At 72.2% G+C, this 17,235-nt stretch carries 17 protein-coding genes; 13 read left to right on the top strand and 4 right to left on the bottom strand.

Translation table 11 applies throughout. The annotated features are described in order from the left end of the window. Nucleotides 1-400 precede the first annotated feature (400 nt). A complete protein-coding gene (locus ACZ4UB_RS36230; RefSeq protein ID WP_468076992.1) occupies nucleotides 401-2,038 on the bottom strand; it encodes an ABC-F family ATP-binding cassette domain-containing protein in 1,638 nt (545 codons plus the stop codon). Between the two features lie 110 nt (nucleotides 2,039-2,148). Between ACZ4UB_RS36230 and ACZ4UB_RS36225 the strand changes: the two genes are divergently transcribed. Together ACZ4UB_RS36225 and ACZ4UB_RS36220 are read left to right on the top strand one after the other, a co-directional pair. Further along, nucleotides 2,149-3,120: a GlxA family transcriptional regulator gene (locus ACZ4UB_RS36225; RefSeq protein WP_468076990.1), complete on the top strand. Its 972-nt coding sequence runs from the start codon at nucleotides 2,149-2,151 to the stop codon at nucleotides 3,118-3,120. Nucleotides 3,121-3,194: 74 nt separating this feature from the next. Next, nucleotides 3,195-3,830, top strand: coding sequence for a DJ-1/PfpI family protein (locus ACZ4UB_RS36220; protein ID WP_468076988.1), 636 nt, complete (start codon nucleotides 3,195-3,197; stop codon nucleotides 3,828-3,830). On the opposite strand, the gene ACZ4UB_RS36215 is transcribed toward ACZ4UB_RS36220, so the two are convergent. Continuing rightward, complete coding sequence (locus ACZ4UB_RS36215; RefSeq protein ID WP_468076986.1) at nucleotides 3,820-4,614, bottom strand: enoyl-CoA hydratase/isomerase family protein; 795 nt, start codon at nucleotides 4,612-4,614, stop codon at nucleotides 3,820-3,822. The two genes, ACZ4UB_RS36220 and ACZ4UB_RS36215, sit on opposite strands and share 11 nt — an antisense overlap. Before the next feature lie 84 nt (nucleotides 4,615-4,698). On the opposite strand from ACZ4UB_RS36215, the gene ACZ4UB_RS36210 reads away from it, so the two are divergent. Next, the gene (locus ACZ4UB_RS36210; protein ID WP_468076984.1) at nucleotides 4,699-5,394 is read left to right on the top strand and encodes an HdeD family acid-resistance protein; all 696 of its coding nucleotides are present in this window, start codon (nucleotides 4,699-4,701) and stop codon (nucleotides 5,392-5,394) included. Between the two features lie 94 nt (nucleotides 5,395-5,488). Then, on the top strand, nucleotides 5,489-6,010 hold the full coding sequence (locus tag ACZ4UB_RS36205; protein ID WP_385772229.1) for an ATP-binding protein: 522 nt from the start codon (nucleotides 5,489-5,491) through the stop codon (nucleotides 6,008-6,010). A 54-nt stretch (nucleotides 6,011-6,064) separates the two neighbouring features. On the opposite strand, the gene idi is transcribed toward ACZ4UB_RS36205, so the two are convergent. Then, nucleotides 6,065-6,664, bottom strand: coding sequence for an isopentenyl-diphosphate Delta-isomerase (gene idi, locus ACZ4UB_RS36200; RefSeq protein WP_468076982.1), 600 nt, complete (start codon nucleotides 6,662-6,664; stop codon nucleotides 6,065-6,067). 134 nt (nucleotides 6,665-6,798) lie between these two features. After that, nucleotides 6,799-7,374: a GNAT family N-acetyltransferase gene (locus ACZ4UB_RS36195; protein WP_468076980.1), complete on the bottom strand. Its 576-nt coding sequence runs from the start codon at nucleotides 7,372-7,374 to the stop codon at nucleotides 6,799-6,801. A 422-nt stretch (nucleotides 7,375-7,796) separates the two neighbouring features. Between ACZ4UB_RS36195 and ACZ4UB_RS36190 the strand changes: the two genes are divergently transcribed. From ACZ4UB_RS36190 to hpnD, 9 genes are all read left to right on the top strand, one after another. Further along, complete coding sequence (locus ACZ4UB_RS36190) at nucleotides 7,797-9,608, top strand: DUF5941 domain-containing protein (protein ID WP_468077012.1); 1,812 nt, start codon at nucleotides 7,797-7,799, stop codon at nucleotides 9,606-9,608. Then, on the top strand, nucleotides 9,605-10,357 hold the full coding sequence (locus ACZ4UB_RS36185; protein ID WP_354380866.1) for a phosphocholine cytidylyltransferase family protein: 753 nt from the start codon (nucleotides 9,605-9,607) through the stop codon (nucleotides 10,355-10,357). Before ACZ4UB_RS36190 ends, ACZ4UB_RS36185 begins: the two co-directional genes overlap by 4 nt. After that, nucleotides 10,345-11,406, top strand: coding sequence for an iron-containing alcohol dehydrogenase family protein (locus ACZ4UB_RS36180; RefSeq protein ID WP_468076978.1), 1,062 nt, complete (start codon nucleotides 10,345-10,347; stop codon nucleotides 11,404-11,406). The genes ACZ4UB_RS36185 and ACZ4UB_RS36180 overlap by 13 nt, the downstream gene beginning before the upstream one ends. Then, nucleotides 11,384-12,163, top strand: a complete 780-nt coding sequence (locus ACZ4UB_RS36175; protein ID WP_354380868.1) for a CDP-alcohol phosphatidyltransferase family protein — start codon at nucleotides 11,384-11,386, stop codon at nucleotides 12,161-12,163. Before ACZ4UB_RS36180 ends, ACZ4UB_RS36175 begins: the two co-directional genes overlap by 23 nt. Before the next feature lie 35 nt (nucleotides 12,164-12,198). Then, nucleotides 12,199-13,044: a glycosyltransferase family 2 protein gene (locus tag ACZ4UB_RS36170; RefSeq protein WP_468077011.1), complete on the top strand. Its 846-nt coding sequence runs from the start codon at nucleotides 12,199-12,201 to the stop codon at nucleotides 13,042-13,044. 122 nt (nucleotides 13,045-13,166) lie between these two features. Then, nucleotides 13,167-14,096 (top strand): ABC transporter permease, encoded by a 930-nt coding sequence (locus tag ACZ4UB_RS36165; protein ID WP_354380870.1) that lies wholly within the window; start codon nucleotides 13,167-13,169, stop codon nucleotides 14,094-14,096. Then, entirely contained in the window at nucleotides 14,089-14,877 is a 789-nt protein-coding gene (locus tag ACZ4UB_RS36160; RefSeq protein ID WP_468076975.1) for an ABC transporter ATP-binding protein, read from the top strand. The genes ACZ4UB_RS36165 and ACZ4UB_RS36160 overlap by 8 nt, the downstream gene beginning before the upstream one ends. A 406-nt stretch (nucleotides 14,878-15,283) precedes the next feature. Continuing rightward, nucleotides 15,284-16,213, top strand: coding sequence for a squalene synthase HpnC (hpnC, locus tag ACZ4UB_RS36155; RefSeq protein WP_468076973.1), 930 nt, complete (start codon nucleotides 15,284-15,286; stop codon nucleotides 16,211-16,213). Continuing rightward, nucleotides 16,210-17,178 carry a presqualene diphosphate synthase HpnD gene (gene hpnD / locus ACZ4UB_RS36150; RefSeq protein WP_468076971.1) on the top strand — a complete coding sequence of 323 codons (969 nt, stop codon included), beginning with the start codon at nucleotides 16,210-16,212 and terminating at the stop codon, nucleotides 17,176-17,178. Before hpnC ends, hpnD begins: the two co-directional genes overlap by 4 nt. Nucleotides 17,179-17,235: the final 57 nt, after the last annotated feature.

Here is a 17,235-nt window from a genome sequence, read left to right as displayed (position 1 = left end):
TCGCCTCCGGCGGTGCCTCAATCGCCGGCGGGGCTGGTTTGGGGTGCGGTGTTTTGTTCGGCGTCGGGGCCGTTGTCGCCTCCGGCGGTGCCTCAATCGCCGGCGGGGCTGGTTTGGGGTGCGGTGTTTTGTTCGGCGTCGGGGCCGTTGTCGCCTCCGGCGGTGCCTCAAACGCCGGCGGGGCTGGATTGCGGTGCGGTGCCCCGTTTGGCGTCCGGGCCGTTGTCGCCTCCGGCGGTGACTCGATCGGCGGCGGGGCTGGGGTGTGTGTTCGTGGTGCGTTGATCGCGGCGGGGGTAAAAACAGCCTCGCCGGCGTTTGAGGCGCCGCCGGAGGCATAGGCGGCCCGCGCCCCTGCACCGGGCAGACCGGCCGGCCCCCGGGCAGGGGTGGGGCCGGGCTAGGACTCCGTGACCTGGCCGTCGGCTACGCGGAGGCGGCGGGTCACCTGGACCGCGTCCAGCATGCGGCGGTCGTGCGTGACCAGCAGCAGGGTGCCCTCGTACGCCTCCAGCGCGGACTCCAGCTGCTCGATCGCGGGGAGGTCCAGGTGGTTCGTCGGCTCGTCCAGCACCAGCAGGTTCACCCCGCGGCCCTGGAGCAGGGCCAGCGCCGCCCGGGTCCGCTCACCCGGGGACAGGGTGCCCGCCGGCCGCAGCACGTGGGCCGCCTTCAGGCCGAACTTCGCCAGCAGGGTGCGCACTTCCGCGGGCTCGGTGTCCGGCACCGCCGCGCAGAAGGCCTCCAGCAACGGCTCGTCGCCGAGGAACAACCCGCGCGCCTGGTCCACCTCGCCCACCAGCACGCCCGAACCGAGCGTGGCCGAACCGGAGTCCGGCGCGAGCCGCCCGAGCAGCACCGCGAGCAGGGTGGACTTCCCGGCACCGTTCGCCCCGGTGATCGCCACCCGGTCCGCCCAGTCCAGCTGGAGGCTGGCCGGCCCGAAGGTGAACTCCCCGCGCCGCACGCTCGCTTCGCGCAGGGTCGCGACCACCGAGCCGGAGCGCGGCGCCGCCGCGATCTCCATGCGCAGCTCCCACTCCTTGCGCGGCTCGTCGACCACTTCGAGGCGCTCGATCGCGCGCTGCGTCTGCCGTGCCTTCGACGCCTGCTTCTCGCTGGCCTCGCTGCGGAACTTCTTGCCGATCTTGTCGTTGTCGGTGGCCTTGCGCCGGGCGTTCTTGACGCCCTTGTCCATCCAGCCGCGCTGCATCTGCGCGCGCCCCTCCAGGGCCGCGCGCTTGTCGGCGTACTCGTCGAACTCCTCGCGGGCGTGCGTGCGGGCCCGCTCGCGCTCCTCCAGGTAGGCGTCGTACCCGCCGCCGTAGAGGTTGATCTCCTGCTGGGCCAGGTCGAGTTCGAGGACCTTGGTGACCGTCCGGGTGAGGAACTCGCGGTCGTGGCTGATCACCACCGTGCCCGCGCGCAGCCCCTTCACGAAGGACTCCAGCCGCTCCAGGCCCTCCAGGTCGAGGTCGTTCGTGGGCTCGTCGAGCAGGAAGACGTCATAGCGCGACAGCAGCAGCGAGGCGAGGCCCGCGCGGGCGGCCTGGCCGCCGGAGAGCGCCGTCATCGGCAGGTCGAGGCCCACGGACAGCCCGAGGTCGGCCGCGACCTCCTCGGCCCGCTCGTCCAGGTCGGCCCCGCCGAGGTCCAGCCACCGGTCCAGGGCGGTCGCGTAGGCGTCGTCCGCGCCCGCGACCCCGTCCACCAGGCCCTGCGTGGCCGCGTCCAGCTCCGTCTGCGCGGCGGCCACCCCGGTCCGACGGGCCAGGAACTCCCGGATCGACTCGCCGGGGCGGCGCTCCGGCTCCTGCGGCAGGTGGCCGACGGTGGCGGTTGGCGGGGAGAGCCGCAGCTCACCGGTCTCCGGCGTGTCCAGGCCGGCGAGCAGGCGCAGCAGCGTCGACTTCCCGGCGCCGTTGACGCCGACGAGGCCGATGACGTCACCGGGGGCGACGACCAGGTCGAGACCGGTGAAGAGCGAGCGCGCGCCGTGTCCGGCGGCGAGTTCCTTGGCGACGAGGGTTGCAGTCATGATCCGTCGATCCTATCGGCCGTGCCCGGCCCGCCCGCCCGCACGTCGATGGCAGGAAAGGTGGGGAGAGCGACATTGCGGACGTCGCCGCGGCGCAAGACGATGGATCCATGCCCTCCGAACCCCGGCGCAGCGTGCTCGTCCTCCTCTACGACGGCGTCCAGAGCCTGGACGTCACCGGCCCGGTCGAGGTCTTCGCCGGGGTGGGCCGCTTCCCCGGCCGCGCGGGGTACCCGATCCGCACGGTGTCCCCGGGCGGCGCACCCGTGCGGACCAGCAGCGGGCTGACCCTGCTCCCGGACGGCCCGCTGGAAGGCGCCGAGCCGGGCCCGGGCACGACCGTGCTGGTGCCCGGCGGCCGGTACCGGGGGGACTTCGAGCCCCGGCTCACCGACTGGCTGCGCGCGCACGGCACCCGGCCCGACCGCCTCGTGGCCGTCTGCACCGGCGCGCTGCTCCTCGCGGAGGCCGGGCTGCTGGACGGCCGGCGCGCCACCAGCCACTGGAACGCCTGCGCGCGGATGGCCCGGGACTACCCGCGGGTGCGGGTGGAGCCCGAGCCGATCTACGTACGGGACGGCTACGTCGCCACCTCGGCCGGCGTGACCGCGGGCATCGATCTCGCGCTGGCCCTGGTGGAGGAGGACCACGGCCGGGACGTCGCCCTCGACATCGCCCGCCACCTGGTGGTCTACCTGCGCAGGCCCGGCAACCAGGCCCAGTTCAGCGCGCTGCTCGCGGCGCAGAGCGCCCAGCGGGAGCCGCTGCGCGAGGTGCAGCAGTGGATCACCGGGCACCCCGGCGCGGAGCTGACCGTCGAGGCGCTCGCCGCCCGCGCCCGGCTCTCGCCGCGCCACTTCGCCCGCGCCTTCCACGCCGAGACCGGCACGACTCCCGGCCGCTACGTCGAACAGGTCCGGGTCGAGCACGCCCGGAGGCTGCTGGAGGACACCTCCGAAGGCATCGCCCAGATCGCCCGGGCCTGCGGCTACGGCACCCCGGAAGCCTTGCGGCGCGCCTTCGTCAAGACCCTCGGCCAACCGCCCGCCGAATACCGGCGCCGCTTCGGCGCGCCCGCCTGACCACCGGCCCGACCGTCCGCACACCCACCCACGCACGCACCTACCCGCACACCCACTCACGCAGAGGACACCGCATGCAGATCGCCGTCCTGCTCTTCGACCGGTTCACCGCCCTCGACGCCGTCGGCCCCTTCGACACGCTCGGCCGCCTCCCCGGCGCCGAGACCGTCTTCGTCGCGGAGCGACCCGGGCCCGTGCGCAACGACTCGGGCCAGCTCGCGCTCGTCGCCGAGCGCTCCCTGGCCGACGTACCGGCCCCGGACATCCTGCTGGTCCCCGGCGGGCCGGGCCAGAGCGCGCAGATGGAGAACGAGGTCCTCCTGGACTGGCTGCGCACAGCGGACGCCCATACGCGGTGGACCACCTCGGTGTGCACCGGCTCGCTCCTGCTCGCCGCCGCCGGGCTGCTCCGGGGCCGGCGCGCCACCAGCCACTGGCTGGCCCTGGACCAGCTCCCCTTGTACGGCGCCGAGCCCACCGGTGAGCGGGTCGTCACCGACGGCAAGTACGTGACCGCGGCCGGGGTGTCCTCCGGCATCGACATGGGCCTGACCCTGCTCGGCCGGATCGGTGGGGACCGGCTGGCCCAGTCCGTCCAGCTCCTCACCGAGTACGACCCCCAGCCGCCCTACGACGCGGGCTCGCCCGAGAAGGCTCCCGCGGACCTGGTGGCCGAGTGGCGCGAGCAGAGCCGCTTCGTCATGGAGTAGCCGCGCCCGGAGCGGGGGCCCCGCCGACCGTCCAGGTGAAGGCGGGCGTGCGGCGCTCCAGGAAGGCGGCGACCCCTTCGGCGGTGTCGCCGCTGGCGCGCGCCTGGGCCGCCCAGTGCTCGTCCCGGTCCGTGCGCCCGTTCGCGAACTCCTTCGCCGCGGCCTGGGTGAGCCGCGAACGCCCGGCCAGGATCCGGGCGAACTCGGCGACGCGCTTGTCCAGCTGCCCCGCGGGCAGCAGCTCGTCCAGCAGGCCGGTCCGCAGCGCCCGGTCCGCGTCGATCAGCTCGGCGGAGAACAAGAGGTACTTGGCGGTCGAGGGACCCACCAGGGCGGCGAGGCGCCGGGTCGAGGACGCGGGGTAGACGATCCCGAGCCGGGCCGGGGTCACCCCGAAGGACGCCCCCTCCTCGGCGAACCGCAGATCGCAGGCGGCGGCGAGCTGGCTGCCGCCGCCCACGCAGAACCCGCGGATCGCGGCCAGGGTGGGCTTGGGGAACGCGGCGAGCGCCTCCTCGGCCCGCACCGCCAGGGTCTGCGGATCCTCCGCGGGCCCCGCGGGCGGCCGCGGCGCCCGCAGCGAGGAGATGTCGGCGCCGGCGCAGAAGGTGTCCCCGGCGCCGGTCAGTACGAGCACCCGTACCGCGGGATCGGCCGCGAGGCCCTCCAGCAGGTCCGGGAGCGCGCGCCACATCGCGGCCGTCATGGCGTTGCGCTTGGCGGGGTGCGAGATGACGACCGTGGCGACCCCGTCCGCGACGGTGTGCAGTAGCTGCGCGTCCATGCGCCGGATGCTATCCCGGGCCGTCGATCCTATGATCAAGGGAGTCCGGGGGGAGCCGGGGGGTGCCGACGAGGAGGCACGTCCATGACCGCAGAGCGCACCCGCCGCATCGACGAGCACGGACGGGAGAAGCAGGGCAAGGAGAAGCTGAGCCGGGGCTTCGGCCTCTTGGCGCTGCTCGGCGTGATCCTCGTACTGGCCGGTCTGGTCGGCCTCGTCTACACCGGGTTCGCCACCTTGACCTCGATGTTCCTCTTCGGCTGGCTGCTGCTCGTCGGCGGTCTGGTCGGGCTCCTCCAGGCGGTGCAGGCCCGCAAGAGCAACTACTTCTGGCTCGCCGTGATCGTCGCCGCGATCAACCTCGCCGCGGGGTTCGTGATCCTGCGCCGCCCCGAGGCGAGCGCCGAGGCGCTCACGATGTTCGCCGCGCTGCTCTTCCTGACCGGCGGGGTGTTCCGACTGGCGGGCGCCCTGGTCGTGCGCGGTGCGAACTTCGTCCTGACGCTGGTCCAGGGTGCCTTCGGGGTGCTGCTGGGGATCCTGGTGCTGTGGAGTTGGCCCGGCAGCAGTCAGTACGTGATCGGCACCTTCTTCTCGCTCGCCCTGCTGTTCGACGGGCTGAGCCTGGTGGCGCTGGGCCTGGGCGCGCGCCGGATCCTGGGCCTGGTCAGGGACGACGGCGGCGCGACGGCGGCGGCGACGGCCCCGGAGGCGGCGTCCACGGCGCGGGAGGCGGCCGACAAGCGGCCCGTGGAAGATCAGGAACAGTCGAACAACTGACTCCGCCATGCGTCACCGGTCAAAAAGTGTCCGAATCACGCTGACTTGTGGTCAGTGGAGCGGTCCGGACCAGCCCGGTCCCCACTCTTGACGCGTGGAGACGATCGAGCGTGAAGACGGGGGCCGGGAAATGGACGTCAGCGGGAGTGTCCCGCCAGTCGAGGGGAGCGCGCCGGACGACCCGGCCGGTCCCCTCGCCTACGAAGGTGTGTGGCGGTTCACCGCGCCCTCGCTAGAAGAATCCGTTCCGCAAGCACGCCGGGCGGTCCGCGACCTGCTCGGGCGGCAAGGCGTACCGGCCGATCAGGACCTGGTGTACGCGCTGCTGCTGATCGTCTCCGAGCTGGTCACCAACTCGGTGCGGCACGCGGCCCTGCTCTCGCCCGAGGTGGCGGTGGAGGTCGCGATCGGCCGCGAGTGGGTCCGGGTGGCGGTCGAGGACAACCACCCCTACCGGCCCAAGGCGCTGGAAGCGGACTTCGGGCAGACGGGCGGGCGCGGCCTGCTGCTGGTCCGGGAGGTCACGCGCGAGGCGGGCGGGGTGTGCGACGTCGAGCACACCTCCACCGGCGGCAAGGTCATCTGGGCCGCCCTGCCGCTCACCGCCGCGGGCTGACCGGTCCGTGGTCATCGCCCGCGGCGGCGGTGGGTGGGCGGAGCGGCTCTGGGCCTACCAGCCCGCGGCCTCGCCGGTCAGCTCGCGGATCGCCGGACGCGCGGCGTCCAGCACGGTCATGAACCAGGCCGAGAACGGCTCCTCGGCATGGCGCTTGACCAGTTCGTCGGCCGTGACGAAGGCGGTGTCGCCGACCTCTTCCGGGTCCGGGCGCAGCCTCGCCTGCGCGAGTCCCACGAACAGGTGGTTGTACTCCTGCTCGACCAGCCCCGACGCGGGGTCGGGGTGGTTGTAGCGCACGGTCCCCGCCTCCGCGAGCAGCGAGGGCGAGACGCCCAGCTCCTCGTAGGTGCGCCGGGCGGCCGCGGCGAACGGCGACTCCCCGGGGTAGGGGTGTCCGCAACAGGTGTTCGACCAGACGCCGGGGGAGTGGTACTTGCCCAGTGCCCGCTGCTGGAGCAGCAGTCGGCCCTGCCCGTCGAAGAGGAACACGGAAAAGGCCCGGTGCAGCAGGCCGGGCGCCTGATGTGCGGAGAGCTTCTCAGCGGTGCCGACGGTGTGACCGGACTCGTCGACCAGTTCGAGCATGATCGGTTCTTGAGTGCCGGCGCCGGTGGACGCGCTGTTCGCGGCGGTGGCTGGTGTGGTCGGCATACCCATCCTTCGCTTCGGACTTCGGCGTTCAGTCTGCCGCACAAAAGCGGCTTGTCCCCACTTCGGTGATCTGTGCCGGGCTGCCCCGCGCCGCGTGGTATGCGGCGCGGGGCAGCCCGCGGGGGTCGGACGCCTCAGACGCCGAAGGGGGCGGGATACGTGATCGTGCCCATAGGTACAGGGACGGAATCGTCCAGCACTAGAGCCATCATGGCGTCGTCGGGCACGTCGAAGGGCGCACGGATGCCGAAGCGCGACGCGGGGACGAAGCCGAAGCGCGGGTAGTACGCGGGGTGCCCCAGCACCAGAACGAGCGCTTCCGCGCGCTCCCGGGCCGCCGCCAGCACGGCGCGGACGACCGCGCTGCCCGCGCCGGAGCGCTGGAGGGCGGGAGAGGTCGCGACCGGGGCGAGCGCGAGCGCGGGGGAGCCGTCCACGGTGCAGCGGGTGAGCAGGGCGTGCGAGGCGATCGAGCCGTCGGGGGCTTCGGCGACGTAGGAGAGCCCGGGCAGCCAGGCGTCGTCGAGGCGCAGCGCGTCCACCAGGTCCGCCTCCAGAGGGGACTCGAAGGCGGCCAGGTTGACGGCGCGGACCGCGGCCACGTCGGAAGGGGCTTCCGGCCGGGCCGGCCAGCGTGGCGCGGCGCCCTGCCCGGTGGCGGCCTCGGCGGAGGTGGGGTGGAAGGAGCGGGAGAAGGAGTTGTCGGTCAACGTGAACCCTCGGAAAAGGGCTCCGGCCGACGCCTGGTGATCAGGCCCGGCCGGACACCCGGTGAATGGTGGGGTACCGGTGGCAGTCGCCCAGCACAGCGGCGATCCCTGTGACGGTCATCAACCCCACCTCTTTCCGGATAAGTCGACTCTTCTCACGCGAGGTCGCGTTAAGGCGTACTAGAAGGCGTTTCCTTATGATTCGTACACGCTAGCGATTACCCTAACATCCGGGCGGTTTGGTGAGCGTGGCACGATCGTCAATGATGATCCGAAAGGGCCCGCGCGCCCGGTAATCATCGGATTGTCGGGCCGCGAACGGGTGGTGAACCCCCGCTTCCATTCATCCGATAGCCTCTGCCGACGTGCCGCCGCCCCACCTGGTGGCCGTCCCGTGTGTACGTCGCAAGGAGTGAGTTCGTCTGCCGACCGCCATCCTCACCGGCCAGCCGGTCCCCGGCTCAGCACTCGCGGACGAGCTGAGATCGCTCGGCTTCGACGTCGAGCCCGCGACCGACCCGGCACGCGCCGCCGCCGCGCTGGCCGCCGTACCCGCCGACCAGCGGGTCGCGATCGTCGACAGTGAATTCGTCGGACACCTGCACGCCCTGCGCCTGGCCCTCACCGACCCGCGCTTCGACGCCTGCGCGGTACCGGGCGCGCTCGCCGTGCAGAGCGGCGCCCGCGCCGCGCTCACCGGGGCCGTCACGGCCGCCGCCGACGGCGGGGACGCGGACCCCGCTCCCTACGCCGACCGGCTCGCCGCGTCCGTCGAGGCCGCCGGCACCCCCGTCCACCGCCCCGAGCTGGGCAGCCTCGTCGCGGCCGTGCCCGCGGCGGGCGACGAGCGCCGGGCCGCCGAGGCCGCCGTGGCCGCCGTCGACGACGAGGCCGTCCGGCTGCGCACCGCCGTGAAGTCCCGCGACGGGTTCTTCACCACCTTCTTCATCAGCCCGTACTCGCGCTACATCGCCCGCTGGTGCGCGCGTCGGGGGCTGACCCCGAACCAGGTCACCACCGCCTCGCTGATCACCGCGCTGATCGCGGCGGGCTGCGCGGCGACCGGCGACCGCTGGGGCTACGTCGCCGCGGGCGTCCTGCTCCTCGTCTCCTTCGTCCTGGACTGCACCGACGGGCAGCTCGCCCGCTACTCGCTCCAGTACTCGACGATGGGCGCCTGGCTCGACGCCACCTTCGACCGCGCGAAGGAGTACTCCTTCTACGCGGGCCTGGCGCTCGGCGCGGCCCGCAACGGGGACGACGTCTGGGCCCTGGCGCTCGGCTCGATGATCCTGATGACCTGCCGCCACGTCGTCGACTTCGCCTTCAACGAGGCCAACCACGACGCGACCGCCGCTGCGACATCTCCTTCCGGGAGCCCCACCGCCGCCCTGTCCGCCAAGCTCGACAGCGTCGGCTGGACGGTCTGGGTCCGCCGGATGATCATCCTGCCGATCGGTGAGCGCTGGGCGATGATCGCGGTCCTGACCGCCGTCACCACCCCCCGCATCGTCTTCTACGCCCTGCTCGTCGGCTGTGCCTTCGGCGCGCTCTACACCACCGCGGGCCGGGTGCTGCGCTCCCTGACCCGCAAGGCGAAGCGGACCGACCGGGCCGCCGAGGCGCTGGCCGACCTCGCCGACTCGGGGGTGCGCGCCTGGAGCGACACCCGCCGGATCGCCCGCCGCAAGCCGACGCGTGCCTCGCTGTGGCTGGCCCTGGGCTTCTCGCTGCTGATGGCCGCGGGGGCCGTCACCCAGGACTTCGGCGACCCCCGGCTGATCATGACCGCCGTGGGGTACGCCTTCTTCGCGGGCGCGGCGGTCTCCTACCCGCTCAAGGGCGCCCTCGACTGGCTCGTCCCGCCGCTCTTCCGGTTCGCCGAGTACGTGACCGTCCTCGCGCTCGCCGTGAAGTCGGACGTCCCCGGAGCCCTTCCGGCGGCATTCGGACTGGTCGCGGCGGTCGCCTACCATCACTACGACACGGTGTACCGCATCCGCGGCGGCACCGGCGCGCCCCCGCACTGGCTGGTGCGGACGACGGGCGGCCACGAGGGCCGGGTCCTGCTGACCACGGTCCTGGCCACCGTCCTGGCGGAGCGCGCCACGGACTTCCCCGTCGCGCTCACGGCCCTGGCCGTGTTCGTGGCACTCGTGGTGCTCGTGGAGAGCATCCGGTTCTGGGTCTCCTCGGGAGCGCCCGCCGTACATGACGAAGGAGAACCAGCATGATCGGCCTTGTCCTCGCGGCCGGTGCCGGACGCCGCCTGCGTCCCTACACCGACACCCTCCCCAAGGCCCTCGTGCCCGTCGGCCCCGCAGGCGACGAGGAGAGCATCACCGTCCTCGACCTGACCCTCGGCAACTTCGCCGAGGTCGGCCTCACCGAGGTCGCGATCGTCGTCGGCTACCGCAAGGAAGCCGTCTACGAGCGCCGCGAGGCCCTGGAGGCCAAGTACGGCGTCAAGATCACGCTGATCGACAACGACAAGGCCGAGGAGTGGAACAACGCCTACTCCCTGTGGTGCGCCCGTGAGGTCCTGAAGCAGGGCGTCATCCTCGCCAACGGCGACACCGTGCACCCGGTCTCCGTCGAGAAGACCCTGCTCGCCGCCCGCGGCCAGGGCCAGAAGATCATCCTCGCCCTCGACACGGTCAAGCACCTGGCCGACGAGGAGATGAAGGTCATCACCGACGGCGAGCAGGGCGTGCGCCGGATCACCAAGCTGATGGACCCCGCCACCGCGACCGGCGAGTACATCGGCGTCACCCTGATCGAGCCGGAGGCCGCCGAGGCGCTGGCCGAGGCGCTGAAGACCACCTTCGAGCGCGACCCCGACCTCTACTACGAGGACGGCTACCAGCAGCTCGTCGACGACGGTTTCACGATCGACGTGGCCCCCATCGGCGACGTCAAGTGGGTCGAGATCGACAACCACGACGACCTCGCCAAGGGCCGGACGATCGCATGCCTGTACTGACGCGGCTCATCCCCTCGCCGGTCGTCGTCGACATCAGTCGCGGCGCCATGGACGACCTGGCCGGCCTGCTGGCCGACCAGCGGATCTCCGCGTCCGGGAAGCTGGCGATCGCCATCAGCGGCGGCTCCGGGGTGGCGCTGCGCGCCAAGCTGGAGCCCGTCCTGCCGCACGCCGACTGGTACCCCGTCGTCGACGGCACCATCGATTCCGCCGTCAAGCTGTCCGACGACATAAAGGGGCGCCGCTACGACGCCGTCGTGGGCCTGGGCGGCGGCAAGATCATCGACGTGGCGAAGTACGCCGCGGCGCGGGTCGGCCTGCCCATGGTGGCCGTCGCCACGAACCTCTCGCACGACGGCATCTGCTCCCCGGTCGCCACGCTGGACAACGACAACGGCCGCGGCTCCTACGGGGTCCCCACGCCGATCGCCCTGGTCATCGACCTGGACGTGGTCCGCGACGCCCCGGTGCGGTTCGTCCGCTCCGGCATCGGTGACGCGGTGTCCAACATCTCGGCGATCGCCGACTGGGAGCTGTCGCACAAGATCACCGACGAGCCCGTCGACGGCCTGGCCGCCGCCATGGCCCGCACCGCGGGCGAGGCCGTACTGCGCCACCCCGGCACGGTCGGCGACGACGAGTTCCTCACCGTGCTCTCCGAGTCCCTGGTGCTCACCGGCATCGCCATGTCGATCAGCGGGGACACCCGCCCGGCCTCCGGCGCCTGCCACGAGATCAGCCACGCCTTCGACCTGCTGTACCCGGGACGCTCCGCGCTCCACGGCGAGCAGGTCGGCCTCGGCGCGGCCTTCGCGATGCACCTGCGCGGGGCCACCGAGCAGGCCGGGCTCTTCGCCGAGGTGCTGCGCCGCCACGCGCTGCCCGTGCTGCCCGAGGAGATCGGGTTCAGCGTGGACGAGTTCGTCGCGGCCGTGGAGTACGCACCCCAGACCCGCCCGGGACGTTTCACCATCCTGGAGCACCTCAACCTGTCCGCCGCCGAGATCAGGGACGCCTACTCCGACTATGCAGAGACCATCCGTAGCTGAACTCCGGCCCGTCGTTCACCCGGCGGGCGTCAAGGACCGGGTCAGCGGCGAGCACTGGGGCGGGCGCCTCTACATGCGCGAGATCTCCCTGCGCATCACCCGCCTCCTGGTCACCACCAAGGTCACGCCGAACCAGCTGACCTACGTGATGACCCTCGCCGGTGTCCTCGCCCTCCCGGCGCTGCTGCTGCCGGGCGTCTGGGGCGCCGTCCTCGGCGTGGTCATGGTCCAGCTCTACCTGCTGCTCGACTGCGTCGACGGCGAGGTGGCCCGCTGGAAGAAGCAGTTCTCGCTCTCCGGCGTCTACCTGGACCGCGTCGGCGCCTACCTGTGCGACGCGGCCGTCCTCGTCGGCTTCGGCCTGCGCGCCGCCGACCTGTGGGGCGGCGGGCGGATCGATTGGCTGTGGGCCTTCCTCGGCACCCTGGCGGCGCTCGGCGCGATCCTGATCAAGGCCGAGACCGACCTCGTCGGCGTCGCCCGGCACCAGGCCGGCAAGCCCGTGGTCAAGGACGCGGCGGCCGAGCCGCGCTCCTCCGGCATGGCGCTGGCCCGCAAGGCCGCCGCCGCGCTCAAGTTCCACCGGCTGGTCCTCGGCATCGAGGCGTCCCTGCTGATCCTGGCGCTGGCCGTCGTGGACCAGGTCCGGGGCGACCTGTACTTCTCCCGGCTCGGCGTCGCCGTGCTGGCCGGCATCGCGATGCTCCAGACCGTGCTGCACCTGGTCTCCATCCTGGCCTCCAGCAGGCTCAAGTGAGCGCGCCGCTGCGGCTGGGCGCCGTGATCATCACCATGGGCAACCGGCCCGACGAGCTGAAGGCGCTCCTCGACTCCGTGGCCCGGCAGGAGGGCGACCCCGTCGAGGTGGTCGTCGTGGGCCAGGGCGTGCGGGTCACCGGCCTGCCCGACGGGGTCCGCACCGTCGACCTGCCGGAGAACCTGGGCATCCCCGGCGGCCGCAACGTCGGCATCGAGGCCTTCGGCCCCGGCGGCCGCGACGTGGACGCCCTGCTCTTCCTCGACGACGACGGACTGCTGGAGCGCACCGACACCGCGCAGCTGTGCCGCCGGGCCTTCGCCGAGGACCCGGACCTGGGGATCGTCAGCTTCCGGATCGCCGATCCGGAGAGCGGCGAGACCCAGCGCCGGCACGTGCCCCGGCTGCGCGCCTCCGACCCGATGCGCTCCTCGCGCGTGACCACCTTCCTGGGCGGCGCCAACGCCGTACGGACGAAGGTGTTCGAGCAGGTCGGAGCGCTTCCCGCGGAGTTCTTCTACGCGCACGAGGAGACCGACCTGGCCTGGCGCGCGCTGGATGCGGGCTGGCTGATCGACTACCGCGCCGACATGGTGCTCCTGCACCCGAAGACGGCCCCCTCCCGGCACGCGGTCTACCACCGGATGGTGGCCCGCAACCGGGTGTGGCTGGCCCGGCGCAACCTGCCCGCGCCGCTCGTTCCCGTGTACGTCGGGGTCTGGCTGCTGCTGACGCTGGCCCGCCGCCCCTCCGCGAGCGCCCTCAAGGCGTGGTTCGGCGGGTTCAAGGAGGGCTGGGTCACACCGTGCGGTCCCCGCCGTCCCATGAAGTGGCGGACCGTATGGCGGCTGACCAGGCTCGGTCGGCCCCCCGTCATCTGACGGCGCCGACCACCCGTCACCCGACGACAACGCCGGGTCTGGGAGCATGGGTGCCTATCCCTGGCACTCGGCGCCCCGGCCCGACGCCCCCTGCCGCATCTTGAAGACGAAAGTTTCAACTTGTGAGTGACACAACCCACGACGGCGCCCTCGCCACGAGCAGGCCGCCGTCAGCCGACGAAGGCCTCACGGCCGCGGAGCTAGCCAAGAAGTACGGCCTGTCCGTCAGCGGTGCCCGGCCCGGGCTCGGCGAGTACGTCCGGCAGCTCTGGGGACGTCGCCACTTCATCATGGCCTTCTCCCAGGCCAAGCTGATGGCCCAGTACAGCCAGGCGAAGCTCGGCCAGATCTGGCAGGTGGCGACCCCGCTGCTGAACGCCGGTGTCTACCTGCTGATCTTCGGCGTGATCCTCGGCGCGTCCAAGGGCATGACCCTGAAGGAGTACATCCCCTTCCTGGTCATCGGGATCTTCGTCTTCACCTTCACCCAGAGCTCCGTGATGGCCGGGGTCCGGGCGATCTCCGGCAACCTTGGCCTGGTGCGCGCCCTGCACTTCCCGCGCGCCTCGCTGCCGATCTCCTTCTCGCTCCAGCAGCTCCAGCAGCTGCTGTACTCGATGATCGTGGTCGTCGTGATCACCATCGGGTTCGGCAACTACCCGCGGCCGTCCTGGCTGCTGGTGGTGCCCGTGCTGGTGCTCCAGTTCGTCTTCAACACCGGGCTGGCGCTGATCTTCGCGCGGATGGGCTCGAAGACCCCCGACCTCGCCCAGCTGATGCCGTTCCTGCTGCGCACCTGGATGTACACGTCCGGCGTGATGTTCTCCATCGAGGCGTTCCTCAAGGGCAAGCCGCAGTGGATCTCGGACGTCCTGCAGTGGAACCCGGCGGCCATCTACATGGACCTCATCCGGTACGCGCTGATCGACAACTACACCGCCGCCAAGCTGCCGCCGCACGTCTGGGCCTTCGCGCTCGGCTGGGCGGTCGTCGTCGGCGGGCTGGGCTTCGTGTACTTCTGGAAGTCCGAGGAGCGTTACGGCCGTGGCTGACACCACCGTGGGGCAGGTCCCCACCGTCATCGCGGACGACGTGCACATCGTCTACCGCGTCAACACCGGCGGCGGGGGCAAGGGCAGCGCGACCGCCGCCCTGAGCAAGATAATCCGCCGCCGCAAGAACAAGGGCGACACGCCCAGGGTGCGCAAGGTGCACGCCGTGCGCGGCGTCTCCTTCACCGCGTACCGCGGCGAGGCCATCGGCCTGATCGGCTCCAACGGCTCCGGCAAGTCCACCCTGCTGCGGGCCATCGCCGGGCTGCTGCCCTGCGAGTCCGGCAAGGTCTACACCGACGGGCAGCCCTCGCTGCTCGGCGTGAACGCGGCGCTGATGAACGACCTCACCGGCGAGCGCAACGTGATGCTCGGCGGCCTCGCGATGGGCATGTCCCGCGAGGAGATCAAGGAGCGCTACGAGGGGATCGTGGACTTCTCCGGCATCAACGAAAAGGGCGACTTCATCTCCCTTCCGATGCGCACCTACTCCTCCGGCATGGCGGCCCGACTGCGCTTTTCCATCGCCGCGGCCAAGGACCACGACGTCCTGATGATCGACGAGGCGCTCGCCACCGGAGACCGGAAGTTCCAGATCCGCTCCGAGGAGCGCATCCGCGAACTGCGCAAGGAGGCCGGCACGGTCTTCCTCGTCAGCCACAGCAACAAGTCGATCCGCGACACCTGTGACCGGGTGCTCTGGCTGGAGCGCGGCGAACTCCTCATGGACGGACCGACCGAAGAGGTCGTCTCCGCCTACGAGAAGGAAACCGGGCGCTAGCCGGTATCCCCCGGGCGACACGCCGAAGGCCCCCGCCGTGCTGAGCGGCCGGGGCCTTCGGCGTGTCGAGGCGGACTCGGGGCGGACTCGCGATGTCCTCTACCTACCCGCTCCGCGGGGGTGCGCGGTGGGGATATTTCCCCGGCTGTGACATCTCGTAATGGGGCGAATACCCGATAGCCCCCGGCGCCGTTGTACAACGTAAGCTGGACCGGTCCTGAATCACGGTATGCGGGCCGGATTCCCCGCAGGTGAACGGCCCGGCGCACCCCGGGTAAAGTCCGGCGGCGTGTCCGAAATAGGATGTATTGGGTCGGCAGTGTAGAACGGGAGATGTGACGGCAATGGCTACGGGAATTCTCCGGCCCCCAGGCGTTTTGGCCGTCCCCGCCCCGGGCGGCGGGCGGTGACCCCGGGGCAGCGCACCCGTCCCCGGGAGGACGCCGACCCCGCGCGCGCCACCCTCCGCAAGGCCGCCGCGGAGAACTTCCCCGTCGCGCCCGCCTTCCTGCCCCGCGCCTGGCGCGACGGCCTGACCGCGGTCTACGGCTACGCCCGCCTCGTGGACGACATCGGCGACGGCGACCTCGCCCCCGGTGGCCGCGACGCCGCGCTGCTGGGCCTCGACCCCGAACGGGCGGACGACCGGCTCGCCATGCTGGACGCCTTCGAGGCCGACCTGCGCCGGGTCTTCGCCTCCTCGGGCGAAGGCCCGCGCCACCCGCTGCTCCAGGCCCTGCGGCCCGTCGTACGCACGCACGCGCTCACCCCCGAACCCTTCCTCGGGCTCCTCGAAGCCAACCGGCAGGACCAGCGGGTGGCGCGCTACGAGACGTACGAGGACCTGCTCGCCTACTGCGAACTGTCCGCCAACCCGGTCGGCCGCCTCGTCCTCTCCCTCACCGGAACCAGCACCCCCGAACGCGTGCGCCACTCCGACCAGATCTGCACCGCCCTGCAGATCGTCGAACACCTCCAGGACATCACCGAGGACCTGGACCGGGACCGGATCTACCTCCCGGCCCAGGACATGCGCCGCTTCCACGTCACCGAGGCCGACCTGCGCGCCCCGGTCGCGAACGCGTCCGTCCGCTCCCTGGTCGCGTTCGAATCCGAACGCGCCCGCCGCCTCCTGAATGAAGGCACCCCCCTGGTGGGTAGCGTGCACGGCAGACTCCGGGTGCTGCTCGCCGGCTTCGTGGGAGGCGGGCGCGCCGCCCTGAACGCCGTGGCAGCCGCCGGATTCGACGTGGCACCCGGCCCACCCAAGCCCACCAAGAGCGGCCTGCTCCGCGAGGTGGCCGCCGTCCTGCGCACAGCGCCGAGAAAGAGGTGAGCCCGAACGTGGAGGGCCCCACACACGCGTCCGCACCGTCCGCCCCGTCGGCACCGGTACTCGCCGCCTACAGCTACTGCGAAGCCGTCACCGGCTCCCAGGCGCGCAACTTCGCGTACGGCATCAGGCTGCTGCCCACCGACAAGCGGCAGGCGATGTCCGCGCTGTACGCCTTCTCCCGGCGCGTCGACGACATCGGTGACGGGACGCTCCCGCCCGAGGCCAAGTTCGCCCGGCTGGAGGAGACCCGCGCCCTGCTCGCCCGGGTCATCGACGGCGCCGTCGACGAGGACGACACCGACCCGGTCGCCGTCGCCCTCGCCCACGCCGCCCGCCGCTTCCCCATCCCCCTCGGCGGCCTCGACGAACTCATCGACGGCGTCCTGATGGACGTCCGCGGCGAGAGCTACGAGACCTGGGACGACCTCAAGGTCTACTGCCGCTGCGTCGCGGGCGCCATCGGCCGGCTCTCCCTCGGCGTGTTCGGCACGACGCCCGGCGCGCCGGACGCCGCACGCGCGGGCGAGTACGCCGACACGCTCGGCCTCGCCCTGCAACTCACCAACATCCTCAGGGACGTTCGCGAGGACGCGGGCAACGGACGGACCTACCTGCCCGCCGAGGACCTCGCCAAGTTCGGCTGCGCCGACGGCTTCCACAGCGACCGGGCCCCCGCCGGAGCCGACTTCGCCGGACTCGTCCACCACGAAGTGCGCCGCGCCCGCGCCCTGTTCGTCGAGGGCTACCGGCTGCTGCCCATGCTCGACCGGCGCAGCGGCGCCTGCGTCGCCGCCATGGCCGGGATCTACCGGCGCCTCCTCGACCGGATCGAGCGCGAACCCGAGGCGGTGCTGCGCGGGCGCGTCTCGCTGCCCGCCCGCGAGAAGGCGTACGTCGCCGTCCGCGGCCTCTCGGGCCTCGACGCCCGGACCATCTCGCGCCAGAGCACCCGGAGGCGGACCTGATGGGAAGCGGCGCAACCCCGAGCGGCGCCTCAGCGTCTGTCGGGGCGAACAAGGAGG

The sequence above is a fragment of the Streptomyces sp. NPDC028419 genome (genome assembly GCF_055565515.1).
This window is presented reverse-complemented; position numbering and strand designations above follow the sequence as displayed.

Bases quoted from the DNA above. Each gene is read 5' to 3' on its own strand.
- ACZ4UB_RS36230 (WP_468076992.1), bottom strand. From the start codon at position 2,038: ATGACTGCAACCCTCGTCGCCAAGGAACTCGCCGCCGGACACGGCGCG.
- ACZ4UB_RS36225 (WP_468076990.1), top strand. From the start codon at position 2,149: ATGCCCTCCGAACCCCGGCGCAGCGTGCTCGTCCTCCTCTACGACGGC.
- ACZ4UB_RS36220 (WP_468076988.1), top strand. From the start codon at position 3,195: ATGCAGATCGCCGTCCTGCTCTTCGACCGGTTCACCGCCCTCGACGCC.
- ACZ4UB_RS36215 (WP_468076986.1), bottom strand. From the start codon at position 4,614: ATGGACGCGCAGCTACTGCACACCGTCGCGGACGGGGTCGCCACGGTC.
- ACZ4UB_RS36210 (WP_468076984.1), top strand. From the start codon at position 4,699: ATGACCGCAGAGCGCACCCGCCGCATCGACGAGCACGGACGGGAGAAG.
- idi (WP_468076982.1), bottom strand. From the start codon at position 6,664: ATGCCGACCACACCAGCCACCGCCGCGAACAGCGCGTCCACCGGCGCC.
- ACZ4UB_RS36185 (WP_354380866.1), top strand. From the start codon at position 9,605: ATGATCGGCCTTGTCCTCGCGGCCGGTGCCGGACGCCGCCTGCGTCCC.
- ACZ4UB_RS36180 (WP_468076978.1), top strand. From the start codon at position 10,345: ATGCCTGTACTGACGCGGCTCATCCCCTCGCCGGTCGTCGTCGACATC.
- ACZ4UB_RS36175 (WP_354380868.1), top strand. From the start codon at position 11,384: ATGCAGAGACCATCCGTAGCTGAACTCCGGCCCGTCGTTCACCCGGCG.
- ACZ4UB_RS36170 (WP_468077011.1), top strand. From the start codon at position 12,199: ATGGGCAACCGGCCCGACGAGCTGAAGGCGCTCCTCGACTCCGTGGCC.